The following is a 20,091-nucleotide window of genomic DNA, read 5'->3' as shown; positions in this document are numbered from 1 at the left end:
ACCGGACATGACGGATGAACCGGGCACCTGTGACCAGGCCGAGGAGGAGCACCGTGGACGGTGTGGCGATCCTCGAGACCGAGGTCCGCGAGCTGATCCGGCGGCGGGGGCTCGACCCCGTCCGGGACCGTCCCGGCGTCGTGGCGCTCGTGACGGACGCGATCGCCGACTACGACGAGCGCTCGGTCGTCGGTGCGGTCCCGCCCCTGGTGGACGCCGTGGCCGCGCACAAGTCGGTGGTCGACGCGGTGGCCGGCCTCGGTCCGCTGCAGAAGTACCTCGACGACCCGGAGGTCGAGGAGATCTGGATCAACTCGCCCACGCAGGTGTTCGTCGCGCGGCGCGGTGAGGCGGAGCTGACGACGACGATCCTCACGGACGGCCAGGTCCGGGACCTCGTCGAGAAGATGCTGAAGGTCTCGGGACGCCGGCTCGACCTCTCCAGCCCGTTCGTGGACGCCAGCCTCCCGGGCGGCGAGCGGCTGCACGCAGTGATCCCGGACGTCACGCGGCGGCACTGGTCCGTGAACATCCGCAAGTACGTGGTGCGGGCGACGACCCTCGACGAGCTCGTCGGGCTCGGGACGCTGACGCCGCACGCGGCCGCGTTCCTGCAGGCGGCCGTCCGTGCCGGGCTCAACGTGCTCGTCTCCGGCGGGACCCAGGCGGGCAAGACCACGCTGCTCAACGCTCTGGCCGGGGCCATCCCGGCCCGGGAGCGGGTCATCACGTGCGAGGAGGTCTTCGAGCTGCGGCTCGTCGCGCGGGACTGGGTGGCGATGCAGTGCCGCCAGCCGAGTCTGGAGGGCACAGGCGAGATCCCCCTGCGCCGGCTGGTGAAGGAAGCCCTGCGCATGCGGCCGAACCGGTTGCTCGTCGGAGAGGTGCGCGAGGCTGAGGCACTCGACCTGCTGATCGCACTGAACGCCGGCGTGCCGGCGATGTGCACCATCCACGCGAACTCGGCACGCGAGGCGCTGACCAAGCTCTGCACGCTGCCGCTGCTCGCCGGAGAGAACGTGTCGGACCGGTTCGTGGTCCCCACCGTCGCCTCGGCCGTCGACCTCGTCGTGCACCTCGACCTGGACGCCGGTGGTCGGCGCCTGGTGCGGGAGATCGTCGCGGTCCCCGGCCGCGTCGAGCAGGGGATCGTGGAGACCGCCGACGTGTTCCACGCCCGTGACGGACACCTGGTCCGGGCCGACGGCTACCCTCCGCACCCCGAGCGGTTCGCCCGCACGGGGATCGACCTGGCCGCGCTGCTGCGAGGGCGGAGCTGATGGGGGTCGTCTTCGGGCTGCTGCTCGGGGCCGGGGTCGCCTGCATCTGGTGGTCGTTCTGGGCCCAGCCGGCCGGAGCCACCTCGACTCGTGCCACCGGCTGGCACACCCGGACCCAGGACGCCCTGGTCCAGGCGGGAGTGGCGGGCGTGACGCCCGGAGGGCTCGTGGCGACGAGCGTGATGCTCGGCCTGGTCGTCCTGCTCCTGGGCACGGTGCTGACGCGGATCCCGTCCATCGCGCTGTGCTTCGCCGTGTTCGCCGCGATCGCGCCGTGGGCGGTCGTGCGGGGACGGGCTCGCCGTCGCCGCGCGCGGCTCCGACAGCTCTGGCCCGAGGTCGTCGACCACCTGGGATCGGGGATCCGCGCCGGGCTGGCGCTGCCGGAGGCCGTCGCCCAGATCGGGGAGCGCGGACCGGTGGAGCTGCGCGAGGCGTTCACGGCGTTCGCCGAGGACTACCGGGCGACCGGGCGCTTCGGTGAGAGCCTCGACGCGCTCAAGGCCCGGCTCGCGGACCCCGTCGCGGACAGGATCGTCGAGGCTCTGCGTCTGACCCGCGACGTCGGCGGCACGGATCTCGGCCGGCTCCTGCGGACCCTCTCGACGTTCCTGCGCGAGGACGTCCGCACGCGCGGCGAGCTGGAGGCGCGGCAGAGCTGGACGGTGTACGCGGCGCGGCTCGCGGTCGCGGCCCCGTGGATCGTCCTGGCGATGCTGGCCACGCGACCGGAGGCCGCGGCCGCGTACGACACCCCTGCCGGTTTCGCCGTCCTCGCCATCGGCGGCGCGTGCACGATCGTCGCGTACCTCATCATGCTGCGCATCGCCCGGCTCCCGGACGACCCGCGGGTGCTGCGGTGAGCCCGGGTGTGGTGGGCGCACTCGTGGGTCTGCTCGGTGGGCTCGGACTGACGATCGTCGTGCTGCGGCTGCGGTCCCGTCGGATCAGCCTCGACCAGCGGCTCGCCCCGTACCTGCGCCCGCAGACCACCGCGTCCGGGTTGCTGCGCGCGCCCAGCGTGCGGGGACCGTTCGCGACGGTCGAGCGGCTGGTCGCCCCGGTGATGACGGACGCCGTCCGGCTGGTCACACGCCTCGGCTCACCCACGGCCGAGCTGCGACGCCGACTGAGTCGGGCGGGCCGCACCGAGACGGTGGAGCAGTTCCGCGCAGGGCAGGTGGTCTGGGGCGTCCTCGGCCTGGCAGCAGGGCTCGCCCTCGCGCTGGTGCTCGCTGCGACGCGCGGCGGCGGGGTGCTCGCCCTCGTGGTGCTGGTCGCGGTCTGCGGTCTGACCGCGGTGCTCGCGCGCGACTGGGCGTTGACGCGCGAGCTCCGGGCCCGTGAGTCCCGGATGCTCACCGAGCTCCCGACGATCGCGGAGCTGCTCGCGCTCGCGGTCGGCGCGGGCGAGGGGGCCATCGGCGCCCTGGAGCGCGTCGTGCGGTCCACGCACGGTGAGCTGACCGCGGAGCTCGCGCGGACCCTGGCGGACGCGCGCGCAGGGGCACCGCTGACCGTGGCGCTGGACAACCTGGCCGACCGGACCGGGCTGCCCGCGCTCGCGCGCTTCGCCGAGGGTGTCGCCGTGGCGGTCGAGCGTGGAACACCGCTGGCCGACGTCCTGCGCGCGCAGGCCCAGGACGTGCGTGAGGAGGGCCGTCGCGCCCTCATGGAGACCGGTGGGCGCAAGGAGGTGCTGATGATGGTCCCGGTGGTCTTCCTGATCCTGCCGGTGACCGTCGTCTTCGCCGTCTTCCCCTCGATGGTGGTCCTGCGGGTCGGTCTGTGACCGACGCAGGAATCGTTCATGGCGCCGCGACGGCGCCCGATGAAGGGAGAACCGATGACGGGCGGGACCGAGAGTCAGGCGGGGAGCGCGGGGGACCGGCCGACGTCGCGTATCGGAGCGGCGCTGTGGGGCTCGCTGGTGTGGGGGACGACCACGTGGAGCGGAGCGCGCGGGCGCGTCCGACGCGGTGGACCCGAGCGGGGCGACGTGCCCGGTTGGGTCCTGGTGACCCTGATGACCGCAGGCCTGGTGACCGCCTTGTGGGTGGTCGCCGGCGATGCGCTCGCCACGGTGTTCGAGGACGCCATCAACAGCGTCAAGGCGCCCTGACGGGGGACGCGGGGTCGGCGATCGTCGACTTCGCCCTCGTCGGTGGCCTGGTCACGGTGCTGTTCGTGGCCGTGCTGCAGCTGACCATCGTGCTGCACGTGCGCAACACGCTCGTCGACTCCGCCGGGGAGGGCGCCCGGTACGGCGCGCTGGCCGGGCACGAGCCGGCCGACGGCGCGCAGTGGGCAAGGGATCTCGTCGCGCAGTCGTTGTCACCGGCGTACGCCCAGGGGGTGAGCGCCGGGCGGACCACGCTGGACGGTCTCGAGGTCGTGGAGGTCGAGGTGGAGGCGCCGCTGCCGCTGGTGGGTCTCGTCGGTCCGGCGGGCACCCTGACGGTCCGGGGGCACGCGCTGGTCGAGGAGCCGTGACCGGGTGGTGTGCCGAGCGCCGGGCACGGCTGACGGGGGAGGACGGCAGCTCCGTGATCGAGTTCCTCGGACTCTCGCTCGTGCTGCTGATCCCCCTGGTGTACCTGGTGCTGACGCTCGGGCGCCTCGAGGCTGCGATGTTCGCCACGGAGGGCGCGGCACGCGAGGCCGCACGCACGTACGTCGCGGCCGACGGTGCCGACGAGGGCGCCGAGCGGGCGGTCGCTGCGGTCGGGATCGCGTTGCACGACCAGGGTTTCGACGACGACCCTGCCACGGCGCTCGTGCTGACCTGCTCGGCGGTGCCGTGCCTGGCACCAGGCAGCGCCGTGTCCGCGCGGATCGAGGTGCGGGTGCCGCTGCCGTTCGTGCCGAGCTTCGTCCGGGACGTCATCCCGCTCGAGGTTCCGGTCAGTGCCGAGCGGGTCGCGCCGGTCGACACGTACCGGACCACCGATGAGTAGCGCGTTCCGGGCCGCCTCGATCGGAGGGTCGCGGCGGACGGCGGGAGACGACGGGCAGGTGATGATCCTGACTCTCGGGTTCGTGGTCGTCGCACTGCTCCTGCTGACCGTCGTCGTGTCCGCCGCCGGGGTGCACCTGGAGCGCAAACGCCTGCTCGCGCTCGCGGACCTGCTCGCGCTGGAGGGAGCCGACGCGGTCGGCGACAACCGGTACTTCGTCCCGGGCGCCGGTCAGGAGGCCGCCGGGACCGGCGGTCTCCCGCTCACCGACGTCTCGGTCCGGGCGTCGGTCGACGGCTACCTGCAGGAGAACGCAGCCGCCGCCGAGGCCTGGGACGAGTTCGCGGTCCTCGACGCCTCGACGCCCGACGGGAAGTCCGCGCAGGTCCGCCTGGGCGCCGTGGTCCGGCCGGTGCTCATGAGCTGGGTGCTGGCTCCGTGGTCCGACGGGATCGCGCTGGAGGCGGAGTCGGTCGCGCGCGGGTCCTGACGACACCGTCCTGAGTCGTCGCCGGGGAGATCGGGCAGCGCGGACCCGGTAGCCTGGACGGTTGTGGCCACCACCGACTTTCCCACCGCGATCCGCGATCTTCGCACCACCCTGGGCACCATCCAGGCGGTGAGCGACCCGACCGCGCTCCTGGCGAAGGTCGCGAGCCTGTCGGAGCAGGCCTCGGCACCCGACCTGTGGGACGACCCGGACGCCGCGCAGAAGATCACGAGCGCCCTGTCGTCGACGCAGGCCGAGCTGGACCGGATGAGCAAGCTCGACGGCCGGATCGACGACCTGGAGACCCTCGTCGAGATGGCGCTCGAGGAGAACGACGAGGACACCCTCGCCGAGGCCGAGGCCGACCTGGTGAAGATCAAGAAGGACCTCGGCGAGCTCGAGGTCCGCACGCTGCTTGCAGGGGAGTACGACCAGCGCGAGGCGGTCGTCACCATCCGCGCCGGCGCCGGTGGCGTCGATGCCGCGGACTTCGCCGAGATGCTGCTGCGCATGTACCTGCGCTGGGCGGAGCGGCACGGGTACCCCACGACGGTGCTCGACACCTCCTACGCGGAGGAGGCCGGGTTGAAGTCGGCGACGTTCGAGGTCAAGGTGCCGTACGCGTTCGGCAACCTGTCCGTCGAGGCCGGCACGCACCGCCTGGTCCGCATCTCGCCGTTCGACAACCAGGGCCGGCGCCAGACGAGCTTTGCGGCCGTCGAGGTGATCCCGCTGATCGAGTCGAACGACTCGATCGACATCCCCGAGTCCGAGATCAAGGTCGACGTCTTCCGCTCGTCCGGCCCGGGCGGCCAGTCGGTCAACACCACCGACTCCGCGGTGCGCATGACGCACATCCCCACCGGCATCGTCGTGTCGATGCAGAACGAGAAGTCCCAGATCCAGAACCGCGCCGCCGCGCTCCGCGTGCTGCAGTCCCGCCTGCTCCTGGTCCGCAAGGCCGAGGACGACGCCAAGAAGAAGGCGCTCGCCGGGGACGTGAAGGCCAGCTGGGGCGACCAGATGCGCTCGTACGTCCTGCAGCCATACCAGATGGTCAAGGACCTGCGGACCGAGCACGAGGTGGGCAACCCGGCCGCGGTGTTCGACGGCGACATCGACGACTTCATCGAGGCAGGCATCCGCTGGCGCCGGTCCGCGGAGAACGCGGCCTCCTGACCTGACGCACGAAGGCACGGCGTCCTTCGTGATGCTGGCCGTCGCCACGTCCGAGCAGAGCGGCCTAGAAGCTCGACGCACAACGACCGCTGACGTCCGCACATCCGGTCGTCCGGACGCTCGATCGTGCGGACGTCCCGGTGGTCGGGCGCTGACGTCCGCACATCCGGTCGTCCCGACGCTCGATCCTGCGGACGTCCGTAGGCGGACCGGGCCCCGAGCTCGGCGCCGTCCGGACGCGGTCACGTGCGGACCGGCCGCGGAGGCGGAGCGAGTCCGCTGGCGGTAGCGGGGTTTGTTGCCGGGGGGAACATGGTTAAGCCAGGTGGGCGAATCGGACGCGCCAGAAAGCGCTTGCTTGGCCAGCAAGGTCACGGTTTGACCACGGAAAGCGGTTCTGACCTTGTGACACATCCCTGCCGGCCATATGTTGTCGCCCGCAACATAGTCCGAGCGTCCGAAAAGCGCCGGGTGGAGACGAGCGCAACGGGGCGTCGTCCAGAGAGGGAGCACGATGCGACGAAGCATGATCCTGGCGACGGCGGCTGTCATGGCCTCCGGCTTGCTGCTGGCCGGTTGTGGCAGCGACGACACGCCCAGTGGGAGCGACACGGCAAGCGGCGACGGCGGTGAGGTCACGCCCAAGGTCGGTGTGATCCTCCCCGACACCAAGTCCTCGGCACGGTGGGAGACCGCCGACGCCAAGTACCTGAAGGAGGCCTTCGAGGCCGCGGGTGTGGACTACGACATCCAGAACGCCCAGGGTGACAAGACCCAGTTCCAGACGATCGCGGACCAGATGATCACGAGCGGCGTCAACGTCCTCATGATCGTCAACCTGGACTCCGGGTCCGGCAAGGCGGTGCTGCAGAAGGCGCAGGCCCAGGGCATCGCGACGATCGACTACGACCGGCTCACGCTGGGCGGCGGCGCGGACTTCTACGTGTCGTTCGACAACACCAAGGTCGGACAGCTCCAGGGCGAGGGCCTGCAGAAGTGCCTCGACGACGCCGGGAAGACGACGGCGAACATCGCGATGCTCAACGGCTCGCCGACGGACAACAACGCCACGCTGTTCAAGGCGGGTGCCGTTGCCGCGCTGCAGCAGAAGACGACGAGCGGCGAGTACACCGTGGTCGCGGACCAGGCCGTGCCCGACTGGGACAACCAGCAGGCCGGCACGATCTTCGAGCAGATGTACACCGAGAACGCCGGCAAGATCGACGGCGTCCTCGCGGCCAACGACGGTCTCGGCAACGCCGCGATCGCCATCCTGAAGAAGAACGGCGTGAACGGCACCGTCCCGGTGACCGGTCAGGACGCGACGGACCAGGGCCTGCAGAACATCCTCGCGGGCGACCAGTGCATGACCGTCTACAAGGCCGTCAAGAAGGAGGCCGACGCCGCTGCGGCGCTGGCCATCGCTGCCGCCAAGGGTGAGGACACCGCTGACCTGGCGACTGGCGAGGTCGAGGACACCGAGTCCGGCGGGATGGTCGCGGCCGTCCTGCTCGACCCGCAGGCGATCTACTTCGACAACGTCAAGGACGTCATCGCCGACGGGTACACCACGAAGGACGCCGTCTGCACGGCCGACTACGCGGACAAGTGCGCCGAGGCCGGCATCTCCTGACGCATGACACCGCCGGTGGTCGACCGACCACCGGCGGTGACCAGGCGGGGCCGGTCCGCGCGAGCGGCCGGCCCCGGCCTGGCGTCCGGAGAACGACGCCGGACCGCGACGACGACGTCGCCCGAGAGCTGCCGACGAACCTGCACAGACCCGCGACGACGCGGGGTGAACCGACGGACCCCACGAGGTGGACGATGACACAAGCAGCGCATGCCGCACCCGACCTGGCCCCACCGCCGACCCTCGAGGTCCGGGGAGGGCGGAAGAACTTCGGCGCGGTGCACGCGCTGCGCGGCGTCGACCTGGTCGCCCGGGCCGGTGAGGTCACGGCGCTGGTCGGTGACAACGGCGCCGGCAAGTCGACGATGATCAAGTGCGTCGCCGGCATCTACCCGTTCGACGCGGGCGAGGTGCTCTTCGAGGGCGAGGCGACGCACATCAGCTCGCCGGCCGACGCCAACGCGCTGGGCGTCGAGGTGGTGTACCAGGACCTCGCACTGTGCGACAACCTCGACATCGTCCACAACATGTTCCTCGGACGCGAGCTCAAGAAGGGCTTCCGGCTCGACGAGTCGGCGATGGAGACGCGCGCCGCGGAGGTCCTCGCCAGCCTGTCGGTGCGGACCGTCCGGTCCATCCGCCAGCACGTGGCCAGCCTCTCCGGAGGCCAGCGCCAGACCGTCGCCATCGCGCGGGCCGTGCTGTGGAACTCCAAGCTCGTCATCCTCGACGAGCCCACCGCAGCCCTCGGCGTCGCCCAGACGGAGCAGGTGCTCCAGCTGGTCAGGAGGCTCGCCGACGCGGGCCTCGCGGTCGTGCTGGTCTCGCACAACATGAACGACGTCTTCGAGGTCGCGGACTCGATCAACGTGCTCTACCTGGGGCAGACGGCGGCGCAGGTCCGCACCAAGGACACCTCGCGCACCGAGGTCATCGAGCTCATCACCAGCGGGTCTGCGGGCATGGCACCGGGTGCCGTCGCACCGAAGATCTCGCCGGACGCACCGGAGCGTGCGACGAGCGCGACAGCGACGACGAGCGACGCGACGACCACGAACGGGAGCACCTCCGCATGAGCACGTCCACGGTTCCTCCGGCATCCGCTTCGCCGTCGCTGCTGGCCGGCTCGGTCGAGCAGCCCACGTTCAGCGAGGCGGTCGGCAACTACGTCAGCAAGGTGCGCGGCGGCGACATGGGTTCGCTGCCGGCCATCCTCGCGCTGGCCGTCCTCACGCTCGTGTTCGTCGTCCTCAAGCCGAACACGTTCCCGTCGACGCTGAACATCGCCAACCTGTTCCAACAGGGCGCGGTCGTCGTGACCATCGCCATGGGTCTCGTCTTCGTCCTGCTGCTGGGCGAGATCGACCTGTCGGCCGGCTTCGCGTCGGGTGTCTGCGGCGCCGTCCTCGCGACCGGCCTGACGGTCTACCACTGGTCCTGGTACGTGGCGCTGCTCGCGGCCCTCGGCACCGGCATCGTCATCGGCCTGCTCATCGGCACCCTGGTCGCCCGCGTCGGCATCCCGTCGTTCGTCACGACGTTGGCCGCGTTCCTGGCGTTCCAAGGCGTCGTGCTGCTCATCATCGGCGCGGGCGGCAACATCTCGATCACCGACCCGGTGATCATCGCGCTGCAGAACAAGAACGTGCCGCCGCTGCTGGGCTGGGCGCTGGCGATCGTCGCCGTGCTGGCGTACGCGGGTTCGAGCATCGTGACCTGGCGTCAGCGCCGCCAGCGCGGGCTGCTCGCAGCTCCGTTGGGGCTCGTCGTGCTCAAGGTCGTGGCGCTCGGTGCGGTCGTCATCGCGATGGTCGCCATCCTCAACCAGGAGCGCAGCCTCAACCCGTTGCGGACGTCGATCATCGGTGTGCCGATCGTGGTGCCGCTCATCGTCGTGCTCGCGCTGGTGCTCGGGTTCGTGCTCACGCGGACGGCGTTCGGCCGGCACATCTACGCGGTCGGTGGCAACGCCGAGGCCACGCGTCGCGCGGGCATCAACGTCAAGGCCGTGAAGATGGCGTGCTTCATGATCTGCTCGTTCATGGCGGCCATCGCCGGTGTGCTGGCGGCGTCGCGCGCGACGTCGGTGGACCCGAACGCGGGCGGCTCGAACGTGCTGCTCTACGCCGTCGGCGCGGCGGTCATCGGTGGCACGTCGCTGTTCGGTGGCAAGGGCCGGATCATCGACGCCCTCATCGGTGGTGCGGTGATCGCGGTCATCGACAACGGCATGGCCCTGCTCGGGTACTCGTCCGGCGTCAAGTACGTTGTCACCGGCACGGTGCTGGCGGCAGCTGCAGCCGTCGACGCGATCTCCCGTCGGCGCGCAAGAGCCACGGGACGCGGCTAGACAACCTGAGGGAGGCTGCTGGTGCGGCTCGGCGCTGGTCCGCCGGTCCGGCGGGCCGACGCGGCTGCGCAGGACGACGTGCGACGGGCCAACCTGTCGGCGGTCCTCCGCCTGCTGCACTTCCACGGGCCTGCCACGCGCTCGGACCTGGTCGCCTCCACGGGCTTCAACCGGTCGACGGTCGGGTCGCTCACCTCCGAGCTGGTCAAGCTCGGGCTCGTACGTGAGCGACCCGGCGTCGTCTCCGGCAAGGGCCGGCCGTCGAACGTCGTGGAACCGGTCAGCACCAGCGTGCACGTGCTCGCGTTCGACGTGACGCCGTCGAGCGTGGGCGCCGCTCGGGTGGGTCTGGGCGGCTACATGCTCCAGGTCCGCCGCCGGCTGCACAGCTCGTCGCCGCACGACGTCCCGGCGGTCGTCGAGCTCATCGCGACGCTCGCCCGGGAGATGCAGGCCAAGTCGGTCCCCGGGTCGGTGTGCCTCGGCCTCGTCGTCTCGGTGCCGGGCAGCGTGCGGCAGCCCGACGGGCTGGTACGGCGCTCGCCTCCGCTGGGCTGGCACGAGGTGCCGTTCGCGGAGCTGCTCAGTGAGGCCACCGGTCACGAGTACCCCGTCGCCGTCGGCAACGACGGGGACCTCGGGGTCGTCGCCGAGTACCTGCGCGGGGCAGCCCGCGGTGCCCAGGACGTGCTCTACGTCCGCGGCGAGGTCGGCGTCGGTGGCGGCGTCGTCGTCGACGGTGAGCTGCTCAAGGGCGCCGGCGGGTACGCGGGCGAGGTCGGCCACATCGTGGTCAAGCCGGGCGGGCGCGTGTGCTCGTGCGGGGCGCGCGGGTGCTGGGAGGCGGAGATCGGCGACGCCGCGATCATCCGTGCGGTCGGCCGGGACCCGCGTGAGTCCGACATCGAGGACGTGCTCAACGACGTCGCCGTCGGCAACCGCCGCAGCATCTCCGGGGTGCGCAAGACGGGGGAGTGGGTGGGGCTCGGGCTGGCCAGCCTGGTCAACCTGTTCAACCCGCGCGTGGTCGTCCTGGGCGGGACCCTCGGGGCGCTGTACCCGACGATGGAGCCGACACTGGCCGCGTCGTACTCGCGGGCGCTCGGGCCCATCCGGGAGCAGGCGCTGCTGGTGCGGTCGGACCTGGGTTCGGACGCGCAGCTGGTCGGCGCTGCCGAGGTGGCCTTCGCGGATGTGCTGGAGGACCCGGCGGGCACCCTCGGGGAGCGGTCGGACCAGGAGCCCGAGCTGCGCTCCGGGACCTGACGACCCGACATTCTGCACCAAAGCAGACGCCCGCCCGTACTCACAGGCAACCGTCGGCGTGTCACCACCGCCGGTGCACGGGGCCCCTGCCTACGCTCGTTCAGGCCAGCAGCAGTGCCCCGTCCCCGAACCTGGCCCCCGCGAGCATCGTGATCAGATTCGAGAACGTCACCAAGGTCTACGCGCGTGGCGCCCGACCGGCGCTGGACCGCGTGTCCCTGGATGTCGAGCGGGGCGAGTTCGTGTTCCTCGTCGGCGCCTCCGGCTCCGGTAAGTCCACCTTCCTGCGCCTCGTGCTCCGCGAGGAGCGGGCGTCGGCGGGCCGCGTGTTCGTCGCCGGCAAGGAGCTGGGCACGCTGTCGTCGTGGAAGGTGCCGACGCTGCGCCGCCACATCGGCGCCGTGTTCCAGGACTTCCGCCTGCTGCCGAACAAGACCGTGTTCGAGAACGTGGCGTTCGCGCTGCAGGTCATCGGCAAGCCGCGCCACCACATCCTGACCACCGTGCCGGACACGCTCGAGATGGTCGGGCTGGCCGGCAAGGAGAAGCGTCGTCCGCACGAGCTCTCCGGTGGCGAGCAGCAGCGCGTGGCCATCGCGCGCGCGTTCGTGAACCGCCCGAACATCCTGCTGTGCGACGAGCCCACGGGAAACCTGGACCCGACGACGTCCCTGGGGATCATGCGCCTGCTCGACCGGATCAACCGCACGGGCACCACGGTCGTCATGGCGACGCACGACGACGAGATCGTCGACCAGATGCGCAAGCGCGTCATCGAGCTGTCCACCGGCGCCCTGGTCCGTGACCAGTCGCGCGGTGTGTACGGATCGGACCGCTGATGCGCCTCCAGTTCATCCTGTCCGAGATCGGCCTGGGTCTTCGTCGCAACCTGTCGATGACCATCTCCGTCATCCTCGTGACCTTCGTGTCGCTCACGTTCGTCGGCGCCGCCGCCCTGCTGCAGACGCAGATCGGCAAGATGAAGGACGACTGGTACGACAAGGTCGAGGTCTCCGTCTTCCTCTGCCCGCAGAACTCCACCGCGCCCACGTGCGCGAGCGGGGAGGTCACCGACGACCAGAAGGCCGACATCCAGGCGGCGCTCGCATCGCCCGAGGTGAAGCCGTACGTCGAGAAGGTCTACACGGAGACCAAGGAACAGGCCTACGCGGCGTTCCAGAAGCAGTTCCAGGACCAGTTCTGGGCGTCGGCCGCGACGGTCGACGACATGAACTCCTCCTACCGCATCAAGCTCACCGACCCGGAGAAGTACTCGGTGGTCTCCGAGGTGATCTCCGGCCGTGCCGGCGTCGAGGAGGTCAAGGACCAGCAGCGCCTGTTCGACCGGCTGTTCTCGGTGCTGAACAACGCGACCCTGCTGGCCGGCGGGCTGGCCCTGGTGATGCTGCTGGCGGCCGTCCTGCTGATCACGACGACCATCCGGTTGTCCGCCCTGAGCCGCAAGCGCGAGACCGGGATCATGCGCCTGGTCGGTGCGTCGACGGTGTTCATCCAGCTGCCGTTCATGCTGGAGGGGGCGATCGCCGCGACGATCGGCGCCCTGCTGGCGGTCGGCGGGCTCTGGGTCGGAGTCACCTACCTCGTCGACGACTGGCTGGGGGAGTCCGCGGGCTGGATCCCGTACGTGAGCACCGCGGACGTGCTCACCATCGCGCCCGCGCTGATCGCGGTCGCCATCCTGCTCGCCGGGATCTCCTCCCTGGTCACCCTCAGCAGATACACGAAGGTCTGACAGTGACCCGACTGAGCCACCTGCGACTCTCCGCCTTCCTGGCAGTGCTGATGCTGCTGGTCACGGCCTTCGTCGCCGGGCCTGCCGCCGCAGACCCCATCGACGACCGCCGCAAGGCCGCCGAGGCGCAGAAGGAGGCGATCGCCCAGGCGCGCGAGCAGACCGAGGCGGCGATGGAGGGCGTCAGCGCCGAGATCCAGGCGCTCGCCGTGCAGCTTTCGGACACCCAGGCGAAGATCCCCGGCGCGCAGGCGACGCTCGATGCGGCGAAGGCCGCGCTGGAGAAGGCGCAGCGGGAGGCGGCGATCATCGCGGCCAGGCTGGTCGACGCCGAGGAGCAGCAGGCGACGATCACGACGACCATCGCGCAGGACACCGAGCACGCCAAGGCGATGCGCGCCGCGATCGGGCAGATGGCCCGCGAGGCCTACAAGGGTGGCGGCGGGGTCTCCAGCGTCGACGTGATCCTCGACTCCCAGAGCACCGACGACTTCGTGCAGCGGTACGGCCTCATGGCGACCGCGCTGCGCACGCAGGCGCAGATCCTCGACGACCTCAAGGCCGCCGAGTCGGCCAACCGCAACGCCGAGGCCCGGCTCACCGCCGTCAAGGACAAGATCGCCGAGCTGAAGGCCGCGGCCGACCAGAAGGTGGTCGAGGCCGACGCGGCGAAGGCCGCCGCTGCCGCCGCCAAGGAGGCGCTGGACACGCTCCTCGCGCAGCAGGTGCAGCAGCAGGCAGCCCTCGACGCGACGAAGGCGGCCCTCGAGGCCCAGCTCGCGCAGGCCGACGCCGAGGCTGCGCAGGTGCAGCGCGAGCTCGAGCAGGCGATCGCGGAGCAGCGTGCGCGCGACGCCGCAGCCGGCCGGCCGCAGGGACCCCCCGGGGCGATCGGCGGCGGGCTGTTCAGCAACCCGACCAGCATCAGCCCGATCTACGTGACGTCCGAGTACGGCATGCGGATGCACCCGACGCTGCACTACGTGCGGCTGCACGCCGGCATCGACCTGCGCACGTACTGCAACACCCCCATCTATGCCGGGCGCGCCGGCACGGTCACGTGGGCGATGTCGCGGTTCGGGTTCGGCAACCAGGTGATGATCGACAGCGGGTTCGTCAACGGCAACGGCCTCTCCGCCAGCTACAACCACCTCACCAGCTTCGCCGTCAGCAGCGGGCAGCACGTGGAGCGGGGGCAGCTGATCGGGCGTTCGGGCAACACCGGCACGTCGGCGGCCTGCCACCTGCACTTCGAGGTCTACGTGAACGGCGCGACGACGGACCCGCGGCCACTGCTCGGCCTCTGATTTCGGGTGGCGTGCGGACGGTAGTCTCGACCCCGCACAACATCCCCTCTCGAGCGCTGGGCTGGAGTGCAGCGGAGGGTGGGGGCGCGCCAGCGCACCCGCCCGGAGCGGAACGCAAGGTCAGCGCGACCATGAGACGAAGGAACGAGGTTCGACCACCGTGGCCAAGGACGTCGGGCGCAAGGTCGTCGCCTCGAACCGCAAGGCCCGGCACGACTACGTCATCGAGGACGTGTTCGAGGCCGGCATGGTCCTCAGCGGCACCGAGGTCAAGGCGCTGCGCATGGGCCGCGCGTCGCTGGTCGACGGCTGGTGCGAGGTGACCAACCATGAGCTGTGGCTCGAGGGCGTGCACATCCCCGAGTACTCGCAGGGCACCTGGACCAACCACGCGCCGCGCCGCAAGCGCAAGCTGCTGCTGCACCGCCAGGAGATCGACCGCCTGGAGTCCCGCACGCGGGAGAAGGGGCAGACGATCATCCCGCTGTCCCTCTACTTCCTCGACGGGCGCGCCAAGGTGGAGATCGCGCTGGCCCGAGGCAAGCGCGAGTGGGACAAGCGGCAGGCGCTGCGCGAGAGGCAGGACAACTTGGAGGCCACCCGAGCCATTCGCGAGAAGCGCGACCTGTGAGGGCTGTTCGGGCGCTCGTCGCCGCCCTCGTCCTGCTCGTCGTCTGTGCCGTTCCTTCTGTCGCCGCTCCTGACCAGTCGAGCGGTCGCGAGATCACCCGGTACGACGTCACCGCGGACCTGGCCGTCGACGGCACCATGCGCGTCACGCTCGACTTCGACTTCGACTTCGGCGACGACCCCGGGCACGGCCCGTACCTGACGCTTCCCACCCGCGTGTCGTACGACGACGAGCTGGACCGCGCGTTCCGCTACACCGACATCACGGCGTCCTCCTCGACGGATGCTCCGGCGCAGGTGAACACGGAGACCACCGACAGCGCGCTGATCCTGCGCATCGGCGACGAGGACATCGACGACGTCTCCGGCGTGCAGTCGTACCGGATCGAGTACACGGCCGACGGGCTGCTCAACCCCGCGAACGCCCAGCACTCCGGCGACGAGCTGTACTGGAACGTCATCGGCGCCGGCTGGGAGATCCCGCTCGGCGACATCACCGTCGCTGTCACCGGCCCCGCGGCCGTCGAGGGCGCCGTGTGCTTCGCCGGGCCGTACGGCTCCAGCACGCCGTGCACGTCCGCGACGTTCGCCGGGTCGTCCTCGTCGTTCACGCAGGACCTCGTCCCCGTCGGTTCGGAGCTCTCGACGGTCACCGGCTGGCCCGCCGGCACGTTCCCCGGGGTCGAACCGATCCTCGTCGACAAGCCCGACCCGCTCGCCCCGGTGCGGCCGGTCTCCGTCTTCGGCGTCGTCGCGCTGCTGGTGCTCATCGGCGGCGGCATCTTCGCCGTCGTCCGGATGCGACGCGTCGGCCGCGACAAGGCCTACCTCGGCCTGACCCCGGGCCTGCGCCCGGCCGACAACCAGCCCGGCGGCGCCACGGTCGGGTTCCGCGACAAGCGCGGCGCCGTCTCCGTGCAGTTCCAGCCGCCCGAGGGCGTGCGCCCGGGGGAGGTGGGCACGCTCGTCGACGAGAAGGCCGACCCCGTCGACGTCACCGCCACCCTGGTCGACCTCGCCGTGCGCGGCTGGCTGCGCATCGAGGAGGTGCCGCGGTCCAACCCGAAGAAGAAGGCCAAGGACTGGACCCTGGTGCAGCTGAAGAACAAGGACGGCTCGCTGCTGCCCTACGAGGACGAGCTGCTCGCCTCGATCTTCGCGTCGTCGACCACGGTGAAGCTCTCCGATCTGAAGACCACGTTCGCCGCCTCCATGGCCAAGGTCCAGGACGGCCTCTACGACCACGTCACGGAGTCCGGCTGGTTCCGGTCGAACCCGAAGTCGGTCCGCACCGCCTGGCACGCCACCGGCATCGTCCTCGTCGTGGCAGGCGCCATCCTGACGTTCTTCGCGTTCGCCGCCGGCGCCTCCGTCGCAGGGATCGCCCTGGTGCCCCTCGCCATCGCGGCCATCGGCGTCATCGTCACGATCCTCGGCAACGCCGCCCCCGCCCGCACCGCCGACGGCACCGCCGTCCTGGCGCAGTCCCTCGGGTTCCGTCGCTACCTGGCCACCGCCGAGGCGAACCAGCTGCGGTTCGAGGAGGGCGAGGACATCTTCAGCCGGTACCTGCCCTACGCGATCGTCTTCGGGCTCGCCGACCGGTGGGCACGCGTGTTCTCCGAGCTCGCCGCGCAGGGTCGTGCTTTCGAGCAGCCCTCCTGGTACGTCGGCGGGTACTACCCCGGGGCCAACATCTACTGGGCGACCGCGTTCGCGTCGTCGCTCGACCGGTTCGCGGCCGTGGCCACCGAGTCGATCTCCGCACCCACGCCCGGGACCTCCGGCGGGTCCGGGTTCAGCGGGGGCGGGTTCTCCGGTGGAGGCGTCGGCGGCGGTGGCGGCGGGGGCTGGTAGACCGCCTCGCCCCGCGTCACGATGAGGCGGGGACCGGTCGAGCCGACCAACCCCCGACACAGTCTGACCCTCAGCTCATCGGCGGTGCGCCCGGGATCTGCACCCGGGCCGGCAGTGTCCCGTTCGTGTTCGTGTAGAGCCACAGCGTGGCGCTGGCGTCGACGCCCAGGACGTCGGCTCGTCCGTCGCCCGACCAGTCCGACACCATGACGTCCTGGAACGTGCCCCACCCGTTGCCGATGTGGACCCGGGCCGACAGACCTGGCCCGTTGTGCGGGTAGTACCAGAGGTCTCCGGCGGCGTCGACGCCCACGACGTCCGCATGCCCGTCGCCGCTGTAGTCGGCGGCCAGGACGTGCTTGAACGAGCCCCAACCCTGCCCGAGCTGGACTCGGGCGGGCAGCGTCAGGCCGGAGTTGAGGTAGAGCCACAGCTTCCCGTCAGCGTCGACGCCCAGGACATCAGCCTTGCCGTCGTTGTTCCAGTCGTCGGCGGTGACGTGCGTGAAGGGTGCCCAGCCGGATCCGATCTGCACCCGGGGGGACAGGCCGTTGCCGTTGTGCGGGTAGTACCAGAGCCGTCCGCTGTCATCGACGCCGAGGACGTCGGCGCGCCCGTCGCCACTGAAGTCGGCCGCCATGACGTGCCTGAACGAGCCCCAGCCGCCGCCGAGCGAGACGCGCGCCGACAGCCCGTTGCCGTTGTGCGGGTAGTACCAGAGGTACCCGGCGACGTCGACGGCCAGCACGTCGGCGTGGGCGTCCCCGCTCCAGTCGTCCGCGGTGAGGTCTCTCACCGGCATGTTCGTCGTGGTCTCCGTGATCCAGCTGCCCAGGTTGTCGAGGCGGGTCTCGGTCGCGCTCTGCTGGGTGGTCGTCGCTCCGAGGCAGCCGCCCTGGTACGCGGTGTGGTGGATCGCGACCAGCTGGACACTGCCGTTGGTGCTGCGGAGCGCGGGGCCGCCGGCGTCGCCCTTGCAGATCGTGGCGCCCGGCGCGGTGGCGTTGATGTCGATGGTGCCCGTCGCGACAGCCCCGACGGTGTACGTGGTGGCGTGGGCGGTGTCGGGGACGAGGGCGGTGGTGGTGCGTCCGTAGCCGGTGACGGTCAGCTGCTCGCCGACGACCGGGGCTGTGCTGGCCACCGTCACGGGGGCGACGTCGTCGACCGGGGTGGCCAGCCGGGCCAGGACCACGTCACGGTCCGGGTGGGGGACCAGGTGGGTCACGCTGACGACCTTGCCCGCGGTGCCGGTGAGGTCGACCCGCCCGATCGTGGCGGTGGTGGCGTTCTTGGGCGCGCCCTGGACCACCGGGGTCGACTGGGTCTCGGTGAAGCAGGACGTCGCGGTGATCACCCACCACGGGCTGACCAGTGCCCCGGAGCAGCTGCCCTGCCCACCGACGTCCACCTTCACGGTCGCGGCTGCGACGGCCCCGGTCGGGGTGCTGCCCTGCACCGCATACGCGGCCGGCACGCCCACGCTCGCCAGGACCAACGCGGTCACTCCGACGCGGACGGTCCAGCTCTGACGCATGCCCATGAGTCCTCATCTCTCGCGTGTCTTTCGTTCCCTGGGCACGAGCCGCGGTCGACCCTGGTACCCGTTGTCCGGCCCGCCTCACCCCGGACGTGCCGCCGTCGCCGACGGCACGTCCGGGGGTCACGCCCGCGGTGCTGCGCCTCGTCGGCTCATCGGACCGCCGGCCGGTCCGGGAGGACGTTCGCGTCGCCGTTCACGCTCGTCCACCCCGTGACGCCGCCGGGCGAGACGAGCCACCGACCGTCCGAGTTCGCGAGGAACACGTCGGCCTTGCCGTCGCCGGTCATGTCTGCGAGCTGGTACGACTCCACGCCGATGCCCGGCGCTCCGTTGACGTGCCGAAGCGGCTGGGTGCCGCCGTCCGAGATGTACCAGAGACCCGTGGACGGGTTGACCCAGAACACGTCGGCCTTGCCGTCACCGGTCATGTCCGCCACGGCCAGCCCGCTGGCCGGCACCTGTCGGGTGTTGAGGTTGCTCCAGCCTGTGGTCCCGCCCCACGAGACGATCCAGCGACCGTCGCCCGGCGCGAGGAAGACGTCGTCCTTGCCGTCACCGTTGAAGTCGCCGAAGCGCAGCCGGTCGATGCCGATCCCCGGAGCGCCGTTGATCTGGCGGAACGGCTTCGCCGCGTCGTCGGAGACCCACCACAACCCGGTCGCCGGGTCGACCCGGAAGACGTCCGACTTGCCGTCTCCGGCGAGGTCGACGACGGCGAGACTGTCCCCCGGGACGCCGCTGTTGGCGGTCCGCCAGCCCGTGGTGCCGCCGTTCGAGACGAGCCACCGGCCGTCGCCCGGGGCGAGGAGCACATCGTCGCGGCCGTCGCCGTCGAAGTCGCCGAAGCGGAACGCGCTGGTCGGGAAGGGCCCCGCCCCGTTGATGATGTTCCATCCTGTCGTGCCGCCGTACGACACGCGCCACAGCCCGTCCGCCTGCCGGGACCAGAACACGTCTGCCTGGCCGTTGCCGTCGAAGTCGGCCCCCTGGGCGTTCTGCGTCCTGAGGATCCAGTCGCGGAGGTTGTCGAGGCGGGTCTCGGTGGCGCCCTGGAGGGTGGTGGTGGCTCCGAGGCAGCCGCCTTGGTAGGCGGTGTGGTGGATCGCGACGAGCTCGATCCCGTTGGTGGTGGTGCGCAGGGCGGGGCCGCCGGCGTCGCCCTTGCAGATGGTGGCGCCGGTCGTGCTGGCCTGGATGTCGATGGTGCTCGTTGCTACGGCGCCGACGGTGTAGGTCGTGCTGTGTGACGTGTTCGGCACGAGCACGGTGGTGGTGCGCCCGTAGCCGGTGATGGTCAGCTGCTCACCGACTACCGGGGCTGCCGTGGCGACCTTGACCGGGGTGACCGTGGTGACCGGGGACGCGAGGCGGGCCAGGACCACGTCACGGTTCGGGTGGGGGACCACCAGGGTGACGTTGACGATCTTGCCGGCCGTGCCGGTCAGGTCGACACGGCCGATCGTGGCGGTCGTGGGCAGGCTCGGGGGTCCCTTGGTGACCGCCGCGGTCTGGGTCTCGGCGAAGCAGGACTTCGCCGTGATCACCCACCACGGGCTGATCAGCGCCCCGGAGCAGGCGCCCTGCCCCCCGACGTCCACCTGCACGGTTGCCGCCGCGACGGCACCGGTAGGGGTGCTGCCCTGCACGGCGTACGCGGCCGGCACCCCCACCCCGGTCAGTACGAGCGCCGTCACCGCAACCCGGACCGCCCACCTGTTATGCGCGCTCACCAGGCACCGAACCGCAGCTCGACCAGGATCGCGCCGGGCCTGCCGGTCCCGTCGTACGGCTCGATCTCGACCGAGGTGTTCGCCGGGACGTTGTAGGTCTCCTCTGCCTCGCCAGG

At 71.1% G+C, this 20,091-nt stretch carries 19 protein-coding genes; 17 read left to right on the top strand and 2 right to left on the bottom strand.

The window, feature by feature from the left end:
* Nucleotides 1-53: 53 nt before the first annotated feature.
* From J2X26_RS20595 to J2X26_RS20515, 17 genes are all read left to right on the top strand, one after another.
* Entirely contained in the window at nucleotides 54-1,280 is a 1,227-nt protein-coding gene (locus tag J2X26_RS20595; RefSeq protein ID WP_307494584.1) for a CpaF family protein, read from the top strand.
* Complete coding sequence (locus tag J2X26_RS20590) at nucleotides 1,280-2,143, top strand: type II secretion system F family protein (protein ID WP_307494583.1); 864 nt, start codon at nucleotides 1,280-1,282, stop codon at nucleotides 2,141-2,143. Before J2X26_RS20595 ends, J2X26_RS20590 begins: the two co-directional genes overlap by 1 nt.
* On the top strand, nucleotides 2,140-3,072 hold the full coding sequence (locus J2X26_RS20585) for a type II secretion system F family protein (RefSeq protein WP_307494582.1): 933 nt from the start codon (nucleotides 2,140-2,142) through the stop codon (nucleotides 3,070-3,072). Before J2X26_RS20590 ends, J2X26_RS20585 begins: the two co-directional genes overlap by 4 nt.
* Before the next feature lie 135 nt (nucleotides 3,073-3,207).
* On the top strand, nucleotides 3,208-3,402 hold the full coding sequence (locus J2X26_RS20580; RefSeq protein ID WP_439897888.1) for a hypothetical protein: 195 nt from the start codon (nucleotides 3,208-3,210) through the stop codon (nucleotides 3,400-3,402).
* A gap of 65 nt (nucleotides 3,403-3,467) precedes the next feature.
* Nucleotides 3,468-3,773, top strand: coding sequence for a pilus assembly protein (locus tag J2X26_RS20575; RefSeq protein WP_439897883.1), 306 nt, complete (start codon nucleotides 3,468-3,470; stop codon nucleotides 3,771-3,773).
* On the top strand, nucleotides 3,770-4,237 hold the full coding sequence (locus J2X26_RS20570) for a TadE/TadG family type IV pilus assembly protein (protein ID WP_307494581.1): 468 nt from the start codon (nucleotides 3,770-3,772) through the stop codon (nucleotides 4,235-4,237). Before J2X26_RS20575 ends, J2X26_RS20570 begins: the two co-directional genes overlap by 4 nt.
* Entirely contained in the window at nucleotides 4,230-4,727 is a 498-nt protein-coding gene (locus J2X26_RS20565; protein ID WP_307494580.1) for a pilus assembly protein TadG-related protein, read from the top strand. Before J2X26_RS20570 ends, J2X26_RS20565 begins: the two co-directional genes overlap by 8 nt.
* Before the next feature lie 63 nt (nucleotides 4,728-4,790).
* Nucleotides 4,791-5,906 carry a peptide chain release factor 2 gene (gene prfB, locus J2X26_RS20560; RefSeq protein ID WP_307494579.1) on the top strand — a complete coding sequence of 372 codons (1,116 nt, stop codon included), beginning with the start codon at nucleotides 4,791-4,793 and terminating at the stop codon, nucleotides 5,904-5,906.
* Nucleotides 5,907-6,420: 514 nt separating this feature from the next.
* On the top strand, nucleotides 6,421-7,539 hold the full coding sequence (locus J2X26_RS20555; RefSeq protein WP_307494578.1) for a sugar ABC transporter substrate-binding protein: 1,119 nt from the start codon (nucleotides 6,421-6,423) through the stop codon (nucleotides 7,537-7,539).
* 194 nt (nucleotides 7,540-7,733) lie between these two features.
* Nucleotides 7,734-8,615: an ATP-binding cassette domain-containing protein gene (locus tag J2X26_RS20550; protein ID WP_307494577.1), complete on the top strand. Its 882-nt coding sequence runs from the start codon at nucleotides 7,734-7,736 to the stop codon at nucleotides 8,613-8,615.
* Nucleotides 8,612-9,889, top strand: coding sequence for a sugar ABC transporter permease (locus tag J2X26_RS20545; protein ID WP_307494576.1), 1,278 nt, complete (start codon nucleotides 8,612-8,614; stop codon nucleotides 9,887-9,889). The genes J2X26_RS20550 and J2X26_RS20545 overlap by 4 nt, the downstream gene beginning before the upstream one ends.
* 21 nt (nucleotides 9,890-9,910) lie before the next feature.
* A complete protein-coding gene (locus tag J2X26_RS20540; RefSeq protein WP_307494575.1) occupies nucleotides 9,911-11,155 on the top strand; it encodes an ROK family transcriptional regulator in 1,245 nt (414 codons plus the stop codon).
* 149 nt (nucleotides 11,156-11,304) lie between these two features.
* Complete coding sequence (gene ftsE, locus J2X26_RS20535; RefSeq protein WP_055920845.1) at nucleotides 11,305-11,994, top strand: cell division ATP-binding protein FtsE; 690 nt, start codon at nucleotides 11,305-11,307, stop codon at nucleotides 11,992-11,994.
* Entirely contained in the window at nucleotides 11,994-12,908 is a 915-nt protein-coding gene (gene ftsX, locus J2X26_RS20530) for a permease-like cell division protein FtsX (RefSeq protein ID WP_307494574.1), read from the top strand. The genes ftsE and ftsX overlap by 1 nt, the downstream gene beginning before the upstream one ends.
* Nucleotides 12,909-12,910: 2 nt before the next feature.
* Nucleotides 12,911-14,215 carry a peptidoglycan DD-metalloendopeptidase family protein gene (locus J2X26_RS20525; protein ID WP_307494573.1) on the top strand — a complete coding sequence of 435 codons (1,305 nt, stop codon included), beginning with the start codon at nucleotides 12,911-12,913 and terminating at the stop codon, nucleotides 14,213-14,215.
* A gap of 160 nt (nucleotides 14,216-14,375) precedes the next feature.
* On the top strand, nucleotides 14,376-14,846 hold the full coding sequence (gene smpB / locus J2X26_RS20520) for an SsrA-binding protein SmpB (RefSeq protein ID WP_055921678.1): 471 nt from the start codon (nucleotides 14,376-14,378) through the stop codon (nucleotides 14,844-14,846).
* Entirely contained in the window at nucleotides 14,843-16,702 is a 1,860-nt protein-coding gene (locus J2X26_RS20515) for a DUF2207 domain-containing protein (protein ID WP_307494572.1), read from the top strand. Before smpB ends, J2X26_RS20515 begins: the two co-directional genes overlap by 4 nt.
* A gap of 70 nt (nucleotides 16,703-16,772) precedes the next feature.
* On the opposite strand, the gene J2X26_RS20510 is transcribed toward J2X26_RS20515, so the two are convergent.
* Both J2X26_RS20510 and J2X26_RS20505 read right to left on the bottom strand, forming a co-directional pair.
* On the bottom strand, nucleotides 16,773-18,239 hold the full coding sequence (locus tag J2X26_RS20510) for an FG-GAP-like repeat-containing protein (protein WP_307494571.1): 1,467 nt from the start codon (nucleotides 18,237-18,239) through the stop codon (nucleotides 16,773-16,775).
* Between the two features lie 155 nt (nucleotides 18,240-18,394).
* Nucleotides 18,395-19,939 carry an FG-GAP-like repeat-containing protein gene (locus tag J2X26_RS20505; RefSeq protein WP_307494570.1) on the bottom strand — a complete coding sequence of 515 codons (1,545 nt, stop codon included), beginning with the start codon at nucleotides 19,937-19,939 and terminating at the stop codon, nucleotides 18,395-18,397.
* Between the last annotated feature and the right edge of the window lie 152 nt (nucleotides 19,940-20,091).

Source organism: Cellulomonas humilata, assembly GCF_030814415.1.
GTDB classification, from domain to species: domain Bacteria; phylum Actinomycetota; class Actinomycetes; order Actinomycetales; family Cellulomonadaceae; genus Cellulomonas; species Cellulomonas humilata_A.
The sequence above is the reverse complement of the archived record's forward strand: the minus strand, read 5'-3'. Positions and strand labels throughout refer to the sequence as shown.